The 11,516-nt window shown below is 72.6% G+C and carries 9 protein-coding genes; 1 reads left to right on the plus strand and 8 read right to left on the minus strand.

The window, feature by feature from the left end:
* Positions 1 to 12: 12 nt before the first annotated feature.
* The 8 genes from Q0967_RS04625 to Q0967_RS04660 all read right to left on the minus strand — a co-directional run bounded on the left by Q0967_RS04625 (position 13) and on the right by Q0967_RS04660 (position 10,347).
* Complete coding sequence (locus tag Q0967_RS04625) at positions 13 to 1,071, minus strand: LacI family DNA-binding transcriptional regulator (RefSeq protein ID WP_298746197.1); 1,059 nt, start codon at positions 1,069 to 1,071, stop codon at positions 13 to 15.
* Between the two features lie 205 nt (positions 1,072 to 1,276).
* Positions 1,277 to 1,843 carry an AAA family ATPase gene (locus Q0967_RS04630; protein WP_298746195.1) on the minus strand — a complete coding sequence of 189 codons (567 nt, stop codon included), beginning with the start codon at positions 1,841 to 1,843 and terminating at the stop codon, positions 1,277 to 1,279.
* A 14-nt stretch (positions 1,844 to 1,857) separates the two neighbouring features.
* The gene (locus Q0967_RS04635) at positions 1,858 to 3,714 is read right to left on the minus strand and encodes a glycoside hydrolase family 2 protein (protein WP_298746193.1); all 1,857 of its coding nucleotides are present in this window, start codon (positions 3,712 to 3,714) and stop codon (positions 1,858 to 1,860) included.
* Positions 3,711 to 4,784 carry a glycoside hydrolase family 43 protein gene (locus Q0967_RS04640; RefSeq protein WP_298746191.1) on the minus strand — a complete coding sequence of 358 codons (1,074 nt, stop codon included), beginning with the start codon at positions 4,782 to 4,784 and terminating at the stop codon, positions 3,711 to 3,713. Before Q0967_RS04640 ends, Q0967_RS04635 begins: the two co-directional genes overlap by 4 nt.
* The gene (locus tag Q0967_RS04645) at positions 4,781 to 7,075 is read right to left on the minus strand and encodes a family 43 glycosylhydrolase (protein ID WP_298746189.1); all 2,295 of its coding nucleotides are present in this window, start codon (positions 7,073 to 7,075) and stop codon (positions 4,781 to 4,783) included. Before Q0967_RS04645 ends, Q0967_RS04640 begins: the two co-directional genes overlap by 4 nt.
* 85 nt (positions 7,076 to 7,160) lie before the next feature.
* On the minus strand, positions 7,161 to 7,988 hold the full coding sequence (locus Q0967_RS04650; protein WP_298746187.1) for a carbohydrate ABC transporter permease: 828 nt from the start codon (positions 7,986 to 7,988) through the stop codon (positions 7,161 to 7,163).
* The gene (locus Q0967_RS04655) at positions 7,985 to 9,004 is read right to left on the minus strand and encodes a carbohydrate ABC transporter permease (RefSeq protein WP_298746185.1); all 1,020 of its coding nucleotides are present in this window, start codon (positions 9,002 to 9,004) and stop codon (positions 7,985 to 7,987) included. The genes Q0967_RS04650 and Q0967_RS04655 overlap by 4 nt, the downstream gene beginning before the upstream one ends.
* Positions 9,004 to 10,347 (minus strand): ABC transporter substrate-binding protein, encoded by a 1,344-nt coding sequence (locus Q0967_RS04660; protein ID WP_298746183.1) that lies wholly within the window; start codon positions 10,345 to 10,347, stop codon positions 9,004 to 9,006. The genes Q0967_RS04655 and Q0967_RS04660 overlap by 1 nt, the downstream gene beginning before the upstream one ends.
* Positions 10,348 to 10,478: 131 nt before the next feature.
* On the opposite strand from Q0967_RS04660, the gene Q0967_RS04665 reads away from it, so the two are divergent.
* Positions 10,479 to 11,513 (plus strand): LacI family DNA-binding transcriptional regulator, encoded by a 1,035-nt coding sequence (locus tag Q0967_RS04665; RefSeq protein WP_298746181.1) that lies wholly within the window; start codon positions 10,479 to 10,481, stop codon positions 11,511 to 11,513.
* Positions 11,514 to 11,516: the final 3 nt, after the last annotated feature.

Raw genomic sequence — 11,516 nt, forward strand, 5'->3', positions numbered from 1 at the left:
CATGTGCCTCCTTCAGGCTCGGGACATCTGCTGGGGGGTGGGAGGTGCGGCGATCTCGCCGGTCCCACGGGGGATGAGTCGGGCGGGCACCTCGATGACCCCGGTCGGGCCGTGGGTGGGGTCGTGCGGCGGCAGGTGGGCCAGCAGGGCCTCCGCCGCGGTCTGCGCGATCCGCCGGGCGGAGTGGTCGACGACGGTCACCGCGGGCTGCACGCTGTCCGCCATGGTGAAGTCCCCGAAGGACACGAGGGCCACGTCGGTGCGGCCGAACTGGTGCAGGGCGGGCACCACCCCGAGGGAGAGCCGCGAGCTGCAGGAGAAGATCGCCGTGGCCGGGTCGGCGAGGTCCAGCACCTCGCGCACCTGACGCATCGCCGAGCTCTCGTCGTCGCACTCCATGCGCATCAGCTCGGGGGCCACCTCGACGCCGGCCTCGGTCAGCGCCCGGCGGTATCCCTCCTGCCGCCCCCGGGTGGTGGGCAGGTCGAGCGAGTCGCTGAGCAGGGCCACCCGGCGGTGGCCGTGCGCCAGCAGGTGCCGGGTGGCCTCGAAGGCCATGCCGGGGTCGTCGGAGACCACCGAGGCGGCCCCCTCGACGTGGCCGACGCGGTCCACGAAGACGACCGGGGTGCCGGCCAGGTCCGCGGCGGAGATCGAGGCGGGGGTGGTCGGCGCGACGATGACGCCGGCGCAGCGTCGGCGCACGAGGCTGCGGACGATGTCGCGCTCCCGGCCCTCCTGGCGGTTGCTGGAGGCGAGCAGGCAGCTGTAGCCGGCGGCGTCCAGCACCGACTCCAGGGTCGCGGCCAGCTCGGAGAAGAAGATGTCACCGACGCTGTCGACGACGACGCCGACGGTGCGGTCGTGCCCCGCGCGCAGCGAGCGGGCCGCCGGGTCCGGCTCGTAGGAGAGCGACTCCATGGCCTCCTGGACCGCCTGCCGGGTGGCGCTGGACACGTTCGGCCCGTCGTTGAGCACCCGCGAGGCGGTCTTGAGGCTGACGCCGGCCAGCGCGGCGACGTCGCGGAGGGTGGGGCCGGGGACCCGCCGACGGGGGGTGAGGGAGGTCATCGACGGCCTCCCCGAGGACCGGGTGCACCAGCACGCCGCAGCGTGTGCGCTCGCTCCACCATGGAGTCCTCCGGTCGTCGTTGTCCATCGTTGTCATCTGCTGACAGGAGGAGTCTGCCTCGCAGATGACACCGTTGTCAACGGGTCCGACGGATGAGTTTCTCGGCGGGCCGCGGCGCGGGGTATGCCGTGGGGCCAGCAGTCCTCAGCGCGGCGCCGGCGCCAGTCGACGGCGCAGGTCACGGGCCTGCTCCTGCGGCGGCAGCGTCGCGTCCACCGCGAGGTGCGGCGCGAGCGGCGGGGCGAGGTCCACCCCGCCGAGGTAACCCTCCAGGTCCGCCAGCTTGGCGTGGTCCCGCTGGGCCCCCCGTGCCCGCAGCCGTGCGCCGAGCTCACCGGCGGAGATCTCCAGCCAGGCCAGCCACGGCTCACCCCCGGCCTCGGTCAGCGTCCGGGCGAGCACCGCCCACGCCTGCGGGTCCGCCCGCTCCCCCGTGAAGGGTGCGACGAGCACGACGGGCGTGCCGGTGCGCAGGCAGTCCTGGGCCGCGCCGACCAGGCAGGCGTACCGCGCCCGGCGCACCTGCGGCGCGACCTGCGGGTCGTCATACCCCTGGCCCCCGAGCGAGGCCATGAGCAGGTCCACGAGCGGGTTCGTCACCGTGTCGAGGTCCAGCAGCGCCGCCCCGAGCACCCGGGCCAGCTCCCGACCGGTCGAGGTCTTCCCTGCCCCCGGTGCCCCGGTGACCGCCACTGCCAGCTGCTCTCCCACGGCGGCCAGCCTAGTCAGCCCTCCTGCTCGTAGGCCGCCTCGGCACCGAAGACCGCGCGGATCCGGGCCATGTCGAACTTCACCGACCGGTCGAAGCCGTAGATGCCGTTCTTCTCCTGGAAGACGTCGGTGAGCTGGGTGTAGCAGTAGCCGAACATCAGCGGGTCCTGGTCCAGCACCCGGGTCAGGCCCTCGACCCGGGCGTAGAACTCCTCCTCGTCGCGGACCCGGTCGCCGTAGCCCCAGGACTCGCCCGAGTCGTTCGCCTCGTCGGACCGGGCGCGCTCGTGCTCCGGGACCCACCAGATCCCGCCGTACTCGCTGCAGAAGTACGGCTGGCCGGCGTACGGCAGGGAGTAGGCGGGGGCGCCGGGCTGGCACGCCCCGGTGTTCTCGCCCGTGTTGGTCCAGGGCGTCCCCTGCGCCAGGCCGGACATGTGCTCGGCGAGCACCGCCGGGTCCTGGGCGTAGTCGTGGCTGTCCCAGACGTCGGTGGTCGCGACCCGGTGGCTGTAGCCCGAGGCGTCGATGACCGGACGGGTCCGGTCCATCCCCTTGGTCGCCCAGTACATCGCGTGGGTGACGTCGTCGAGCGTGGTGAACCGGTCGTGCAGGAACTGGTGGGTCTCGTTGAGCGGGCACCACCCGACGACGGAGGGGTGGGAGTAGTCGCGCTCGACCGCCTCCACCCACTGGGCGACGAAGGTCGGGCCGTGCCCCTGGTTGTGCCCGGCCGGCCCGGCCCCGGAGACCCCCCAGTCGGGGAACTCCCCCCAGACGAGGTAGCCCAGCCGGTCGCAGTGGTGCAGGAAGCGCTCCTCGGCGATCTTCTGGTGCACCCGGGCGCCGTTGAAGCCGGCCGCCAGCCCGAGCTCGATATCCGCGACCAGCGCCTCCTCGCTCGGGGCCGTCATGAGCGACTCCGGCCAGTACCCCTGGTCCAGGACCAGGCGCTGGAAGACGGGCTCGCCGTTGAGCAGGATGCGGTGCCCGTCGATCGCGAGGGTGCGCAGCCCGGCGTAGGACTCCACCTCGTCCAGCACCTCTCCCCCGGTGTCCAGGAGCTCCAGGTGCAGCCGGTAGAGGTGCGGGTCGCCCGGGCCCCACCAGCGTCGGCGGTCGGCCGGGACGTCCAGGCGCACCCGCGGCACCAGCTGGCGCCCGACGGGCGCCTCCGCGGCGGCGACCTCCCCCGCGTCGTCCCGCAGGGTGGCGCGCACCCGCTGCCCCGGTATGCCGCCGGTCACCGGCAGCTCCACGTCGAAGGCCCCGGCGGCGTCGGGGGTGATCCGCGCCCGGCCCAGGAAGCTGGTCGGCACCGACTCCAGCCAGACCGGCTGCCAGATGCCGGTGGTGCGCGGGTACTGCGCGTGCGTGCCGTGGAACCAGGTCGCCTGCTTGCCGCGCGGCAGCAGCTCGTGCCGCGGGTCGCGGGCGCGGATCACCAGGGTCGCAGACCGCCGGCCGCCCAGGGCCGCCGTGAGGTCCAGGGTGAAGCTGGTGTGCCCGCCGCGGTGCCGACCGACCTCGGTGCCGTCCACCCAGACGGTGGCGTCGTGGTCGACCGCCTGGCAGTGCAGCAGCACGCGGTCCTGCGCCGGCCAGTCCGCCGGCAGCCCCAGGGAGCGGCGGTACCACACCGCCTCGTGCCAGTCGGGGTCCCCGACCCCGGACATCGCGGACTCCGGGGCGAACGGGACGAGGATGGAGGCGTCCAGCTCCCGGTCCAGCAGCCCGCGCTCCAGGCCCGAGTCGCCGGGGTCGCGCTCGAACTGCCACGTGCCGTTGAGGGTGAGCCACCGCCCGTCCGGGCGGACGAACTGGGGCCGGGGGTGCTCCGGGCGGGGGACGGCGGGGGCGGGGGCGCTCATCGGCCGGCCTCCGGCGCCACCGGGTGGTCGACGGTGGGGGGCTCGACCTCCACGCCGCCGTCCGCGGTGAAGGTCACCCGGGAGAGCCACATCTGGCGCCCGACGGCCTCGTCGCCGACCGAGCCCGGGACCCAGGCGTGGTAGACCATCCACAGCTGCCCGTCGACCTCGATGAGCGAGTTGTGCCCGGGCCCGGCGGCCACCTCGTTGGCGACGAGCACGGGCTCGGGGTCCTTGGTGAAGGGCCCGGTGGGACTGTCGGAGACGGCGTGGCCGACGGCATACGCCTCGGTCCAGAAGCCGTTGCCCGAGTAGAAGAGGTGGAAGCGGCCCTCGTGCTCCCAGACCGAGGGCCCCTCGACGAGCATGTCCTCCCAGGGCTGGTCCTGCTGCAGGACGTCGACGGTCTCCCCCTCCACGCTCATCCCGTCCTCGGAGAGCCGGGCCACCCGGATGAAGGTGTCCACGCCGACGTGGTTGCCGTCGTTCTTCCAGTAGAGGTAGGCGGTGCCGTCGGAGGCGACGAAGGGGCTGGTGTCGATCGAGCCGCCCTCCTCGATCTCGCACAGCAGCGGCTCGTCCGACTCGTCGACGTAGGGGCCGGCGGCCTGGTCAGCGACGGCCACCGAGATGCACTGGCGGTCCTCGCCGGTCAGCGCGGTCGTGTAGTACATCCGGTAGCTGCCGTCGGCCCAGCGGATCGTCTCCGGCGCCCACACCTTGCCGGGGGTGGACCAGCCGGGCAGCCGGGGCAGCGCGTCGCTGCCCTGCGACCAGTCGACCATGTCCTCGCTCACGGCGGTCTGCACGTTCATCGCGTTGCCGTTCGTGGCGAACGCGATGTAGCCGCCGTCCTCGTCGGCCAGGATGTGCGGGTCGGGGAAGTTGGTCGGGTGGACGGGGTTGGTGAACCCGGTGCCTGCGGCCACGTCGTCGGCCTCGCTCTCGGTGGTCTGGTCGGTGGTCTGCTGGGTCGCCGCGTCCTGGCCCGCCCCGCCCCCGCCGGCGCACCCGGCGAGGACGAGGAGCACCAGGGGTATGCCGGCCGCTCGCCGCGTCCGGCGCCTCACGGCGCCGACTCGTAGACGGTCAGCTCGTGGAAGCGGGCGTCGACCGGGGGTTCGGCACCGCCGCCGGCGTAGAGACCCAGCCGGGGGTCGGTGCCCGCGGGGAAGGTCCACGCGGCCCCCCACACCCAGGACGTGCCGTCCCTGCTGATGCCGGCGCGGTAGACGTGCTCGCCCTCGGCCCCGGTGGTGTGCGCGATCCGCATCGACATGGTCGGTGCCGGGGCCCCGATGATCGCCCCGGCGTAGATCGTCCGGTCGTCGCCCTCGGCGACCGCGAGCTCCCGGCCGTACTCGACGGTCCGGGTGTTCCAGATGGCCACCGACCCCAGCCGGGCGAAGTCGTCGTCGTCCTCGTGGACGATGAGACCGGCCTGCTGGTAGTTGCGCACGGTGTCCTCGCCGAGGTCGAGGGTGAGCTCGGTCTCGGCGATCCAGTCGCCCTCGGGCATGTCGCGCAGCAGCAGCGCGCCGGTGTTCGTGCCCCCGACGGCGTCGACCGACCGGAGCGGCCAGACGAGGTCGCCGTCGGCCACGGTGATGCCGTCGTCCGGGCGGACCCACTGCCAGGTGTCGTCCAGCCCGCCGTCGAAGGAGTCGGAGAAGATCACGTCGCCGACCTGCGGCGCCGGAGCCGGGTCGGTGACCGGCGTGGCGGGGTGCTGCACGGAGAGGTTGTCGACCCGGGCGTCCGCCCCGGTGAGGGTCACCGGTGCCGAGGCCAGGGAGAACCCGGGGAAGGATGCGCCCGTCACGGCCATCGGGTCGTGGAGGTCGGAGGCGGACACCTCGGCGGTGACGGCGCGCCGGCCGGCCTCGACGGTGAGCGTGCGCCAGCCCTGCCCGGGGGGCAGCGGGGTCACCGACTCGTCGACGACCTTCTTGGCGCCCATCACCACGGCAGTCCTCAGCTCGCCGGCCGCGCCGTCGTAGGTGACCCGCACCTTCTTCGGGTGCGCACCCAGGGTGAGGGTGAGCGTGTCCTCGGCCCGGACGTCCAGGCGCACCCGGGCGGCATCGCGGGGGGCCTTCGCCCGGCTGGTCGCGGTCCCCTCGAGCACCCCGACGTCGCCACCCTGCGGGTCCTGCCCCGTGCTCATCCCGGTGAAGGAGGTGGCCGGGTCGGCAGGGTCAGCGGGCAGCAGCGAGGTGGTCACCGGCAGCGGCTGCGGGCCCTCGGAGGGACCGGCCCCGGCGTCGGTGCGGGGCCAGCCGTCGATCCAGTCGAACCGGTCGAGGAGCATGGGGCGCCGGTTGATGCCGAAGGGGTCGGTCAGCCAGGGCTCGTCCCGGTCGATGGCGTGGTAGACGATGAAGTCCTGGCCGGTGGCGTCGGTGAGGACGGAGTGGTGGCCCGCCCCGACCCAGCTGTTGCCGTTCTGCGTGAGGACGGTGGTGCCGCCGGTGACGGAGGCGGACAGGTCGAGACCGTCGGCGTCCAGGAAGGGGCCGCGGGGGTCCTTCGAGCGACCGGCGAAGACCGAGTAGCCGGTGGCCGGCCCCGCGCAGCAGTTGGCCGAGGACCCCATGAGGTAGTACCAGCCGTCGTGCTCGACGACGTAGGCGCCCTCGTAGCGGTCGTTGATCGCGACCTGGGTGGGCTCACCGACCGGCGTGAGGCCGTCGGCGCTGACCTCGGTCACCTCCAGGCCGCCGAAGTAGGAGCCGTAGTAGAGCCACTGGCGGCCGTCGGTGCTGGTGAACCCCGCGGGGTCGAAGGTCCACAGGAAGCGACCGTCGTCCAGCTGCCGGGGCGCCACGATGGGCTCGTCGGCCGGCACCCACGGGCCGGCGGGGTCCGCGGAGGTGGCCACCCCGATCGCCGAGTCCTCACCGGGGTTGCGGGTGGTGTCGGTGACGGTGAAGTAGAGGACGTACCGACCGTCGACGTAGCGGATGTCGGGGGCCCAGAGGCCGGCCGACTCCTCCGCCCAGACGGGGCGGTTGGTGTCGTCGAAGATGGTGCCGACGTAGTCCCACGTCGCCCAGTCGCGGGTGCGGGTGATGTGCCCGATGCCCGGCTCCTGGCCGGCGTAGAGCGGGTCGGCGGTGGCGTAGGCGTACCACCAGCCGTCCTTGCCCTGGATGACCGCGGGGTCGGCGTAGGTGTCGGAGAAGGCGTCGCTGACCGCGTTGGTGTAGGTGCCCTCCGGCGCCCCGGGGGCGGCGGGGGCCGCGGGCCGTGCGGGGGCCGCGGGTCCTGCGGGGGCGGCGAGACCGGGTCCGGCCAGGGTCGCGCTGAGCGCGAGCGCCGTCGCGGTGGCGAGCAGGGCGCGGCGTGGGTGGTGGGTCATGGGCATCTCCTTCGATGCGGGACGGGACGACGCGGGACGGTGGGGGCGGGACGGTTGGGGCGAGCGGGGCGCAACGGTGCGCGCCTCAGCCCTTGACCCCGGAGGTGGCCACGCCGTCGATGACGTAGCGCTGGACGAAGACGTAGAGCAGCAGCACCGGGAGCGAGGCGATGACGGCGCCGGCCATGATGACCGGGTAGTCGATGGTGTAGGCGCCCTGCAGCTTGGACAGCCCGATGGGCAGGGTGAGCCGCGCGTCGTTGAAGAGCACGTAGAGCGGCCAGATGAAGTCGTTCCAGTTCGCGAGGAAGCTCAGCACCAGGAGGGTCACCAGGGCCGGCGTGGCGTTGGGCAGCATGATCCGGAAGAACGTCGTGAACGGCCCGGCCCCGTCGATGCGGGCGCTCTCCTCGAACTCCTTGGGCAGGGACAGGAAGAACTGCCGCATGAAGAACACCCCGAAGGCGCCGGCCGCCCCGGGCACGACGATGGCCGCGAGGGTGTCGAGCCAGCCGAGCCGGTCCAGGGTGAGGAAGTTCGGCATGAGGAAGATGAACCCGGGGACGAACATCGTCGAGATGATCACCCCGAACATGAGGTTCTTGCCGGGGAAGTCCATCCGCGCCAGGGCGTAGCCGGCCAGCGACGCCGTCAGCACCACCAGGAGCGCGTGCGCGGTGGCCGCGAGCATGGAGTTGAGGAACCAGCGCAGCACCGGGTTGTCCGCCGAGGTGAAGAGCACCTCGTAGGCCCGGAAGGTGATCTCGCCGGGCAGCAGACCGGGGTCGGCGGACTGCGCCTCCGCGGTCGGCTTCAGCGAGGTGAGCAGCATGGCCGCGATGGGACCGACGAAGACGACCGAGAGCAGCGTCAGGACGACCCACAGCAGGGGGTTGCGTGCCGCGCGCCTCATCGCACGGTCCCCAGGCTCGCAGGGGTGGCCGGGACCTGGGGGTCCGACGACCCCGGGGTATGCCCGTCCGCTCCCCCGCCGCGCCGCCGCTGCGCGCGCAGCGCCTTGGCCTGCTCGGCCGCGTCCTTGTCCCGCATGAGCCAGAAGTTGGCGATGGAGACGACGGCCAGGAAGAGGGCCAGCAGGTAGCTCTGCGCCGCCGCCGCCCCCATCTGGTAGCGGCTCAGCCCCAGGTCGGTGATGACCATGATGGCCGTCTGGGTCGACTGCGAGGGCCCGCCCTGCGTGATGAGGTACGACTGCCCGAACATGTTGGCGCTGGCCAGCACGGTGATGACCACCACGAAGATCATCACCGGTCGCAGCCCGGGCAGGGTCACGTGGACGAAGCTCGCCCACCACCCGGCGCCGTCCAGGGCGGCCGCCTCGTAGTGCTCGGTCGGGATGTCCCCCAGCCCGGCCAGGAAGATGACGGCGTTGAAGCCGAGGGTCCACCAGACCGTGACCCCGACGAGGCTGACCCAGGCCCACGGCTGCGAGGTGGTCCACGAGATGTCGGTGCCGAGGTAGGCGTTGACCAGCCCGAAGTTGCCGTCGAGCAGGTAGCGCCACATGAGGCCGATCACCGCCACCCCCAGGACGTAGGGCGCGAAGAACATGGCCCGGAAGAAGGTCCGGCCCGGGAACTTCTGCTGCAGCAGCAGGGCCAGCAGCAGCGGCAGCACCAGCAGGAAGGGCACGCTGACCACCGTGAACAGCAGGGTGTTGCCCATGCCGTTCCAGAAGTCCCGGAAGACGACCGACGCGGGGTCCAGGAGGTCGGTGTAGTTCTGCAGCCCGAGGAAGCGCTGCGAGCTCATCATGTAGTCCCAGTCGTGCAGGCTGATCCACAGGCCGTAGACGGCGGGGAAGGCCACGAAGGCGACGAACAGCGCCAGGTAGGGCGCCAGGAACAGGTAGGGCGTCAGGGGCGAGCCGGTGCGCCCACCCCTCCCGGGGGTGCGGGTCCTGGCCATCAGCCGCTGTAGCGCGAGGCGTTCTCGTCGAGGATCGCCTGGGCCCGGGACGCGGTGTCGGCGAGGATGGCCTCCGGCTCGGCACCGCTGAGGACGGCCTCGTTGAGCGCGCGGTCGAACTCGGCCATGCAGTCGGTGATGCCCGGGACGGTGGGGATGAAGCGGAGGTCGTCGAGCTGCTCAGCCAGGGTCGCCTGCTCGGTCAGGGCCTCGAACTCGGGGGTCTCGCGGGCCGAGTTGCGGGCGGGCACCTGGCCGGCCTCGGCCCAGGCCTGCGACTGCTCGGAGATCCAGCTGACGAAGACGCGGGAGGCCTGGGCCTTGTCGGCGTCGGCGTTGCGCTGGCGGGGCAGCACGAACTGGTGCGATCCGGCCCAGACCCCGCCGGAGCCGCCGATGTCGGGCAGCGGCGCGACGCCCCAGCTGATGTCGGTCTGCTTGAGGTCGTTGATCTGCCAGATGCCGTTCCAGTTGAAGGCCGTGGTCCCGTTCTTGAGCGCGACGTAGTCGGCGTCCTGGTCCACGTTGGCCGGCGAGTAGCCGTTCTTGGCGAGGTCCACCCACCAGGTGAGGGCCTCGACCGCCGGCGCCTCGCCCCAGGTGACCTGCGTGCCGTCCTCGTTGAAGAGGCTGCCGCCGAACTGGTAGATGAGGGCCTGCAGGGTCAGCCCGCCGGTGAAGGGGAACGGGCTGGCCCAGTGCCCCTCGATCCCGGCCGCCTTGAGGTCCTCCAGCGCCGCCATGTAGCTGTCGTGGTCGGTCGGCGGGGCCTCCGGGTCCAGGCCGGCCTGCTCCATGACGTCCTTGTTGTAGTAGAAGCCGAGGGGGTGCACGTCCAGCGGGATGGCGAAGCGCTGGCCGTCGTAGATCCCGGCCTGCCAGGGGACCGCGGCGAAGTCGGACTCGGCCAGCTCCAGCGCCGCGGCGACGTCGTCCAGCGGCTGGATGACGTTGCGGGCGGCGTTGGTCGCGACCGAGTCGACGTGCATGATGCCGATGTCCGGACCGTTGCCGGAGGTGACCGCGGAGGGCAGCCGGGAGTAGTAGTCCGCCCACTGCATCGTCGTCATCGTCACCGCGATGTTCGCGTGCTCGGAGTTGAAGGTGTCGACCAGGGCCTTCATGGTCGGCCCGTCACCGCCGGTGAAGCCGTTCCAGAAGGCCAGGTCGACCTGGGGTCCGTCGTAACCCCCGGCGCCACCGTCACCGGTGGCCACCGCCTGGTCGGCGCTGTCGCGCGGCGAGCTCCCCCCGCAGGCCGCGAGCGAGGCGGTCATGCCTCCGGCCGCGGCGAGCGAGAGGAAGGATCGACGGCTGAACGGAGAGCGGGTCGGCTGGGTCATGAGACGTCCTTGTCCTCGTTTACAACGGATAACCATCGTGGTTCACCCAGGAGTATGCCGTGCGTGTGCAACGTTGTAAAGAGCGGTGTGACGCGGCGTGTCGGCGGGCGACCTACCCCTACCATGGCTGCATGCCGGTGAGACTCAAGGACGTCGCGCAGCACGCCGGGGTCTCGGTGAAGACGGTCTCCAACGTCGTCAACGACCACCCCAACGTCAGCAGCCTCATGCGGGAGCGGGTGCAGGCGTCGCTGACCGAGCTGGGCTACCGCCCCAACCTCGCGGCCCGGCAGCTCAAGCACGGCCGCGGGGGGTTCATCACGCTGGCGGTGCCCCAGCTCGACTCTCCCTACTTCTCCGAGCTCGCCGCCCGCCTGTCCGACGAGGCGACCCGCCGCGGGTTCCTGCTGCTGCTCGACGTCACCGGTGCGGACCCGGACGAGGAGCGGCTGGTCCTGTCGGGCATGCGGGCCCACATGGTCGACGGGGTCATCTTCAGCCCGCTGGCCCTGTCGGCCGAGGAGATCGCCGCGCGGACCGACGACATCCCGCTGGTCCTGCTGGGCGAGCGACGGACCCCGACCCACCTCGACCACGTGGCCGTCGACTCGGTGGCCGCCTCGTGGGCCGTGGGCGAGCACCTCCTCGCGCTCGGGCGGCGCCGGCCCGCGGCCATCGGGCGGCAGACCCGGGAGGGCACGGCCTCGGTCCGCCTGGAGGGCTTCGTCGGCGCCCTGCACGAGCACGGCCTCGACCTCCCCGACGAGCGCACGGTCACCGTCGACGGCTTCGGACGGGAGGAGGGGTACCACGGCATGCGTCAGCTCCTGGACCTGCCGGCGGACCGGCGACCGGACGCGGTCTTCGCCTTCAACGACCTCCTGGCCGTGGGGGCCATGCGTGCGTGCTACGAGGCCGGCGTCCGGGTCCCCGAGGACATCGCGGTGGCCGGCTTCGACGACATCGCCGAGGGCCGCTTCCACGCCCCCTCGCTCACGACGATCTCCCCCGACCTGGAGGTGCTGACCCACCACGTCCTCGACCTGCTGGTCCGGCGGATCGAGGGGTGGGCAGCACCGCCGGAGCACCCCGTCGTGCCGTGGACGCTGCACCACCGCGAGTCCACCGGCGGGGCGACGGCCCCGGTGACCACCGGTCCGGCCTGAACC

This window comes from uncultured Serinicoccus sp., from assembly GCF_947500995.1.
Classification (GTDB): domain Bacteria; phylum Actinomycetota; class Actinomycetes; order Actinomycetales; family Dermatophilaceae; genus Ornithinicoccus.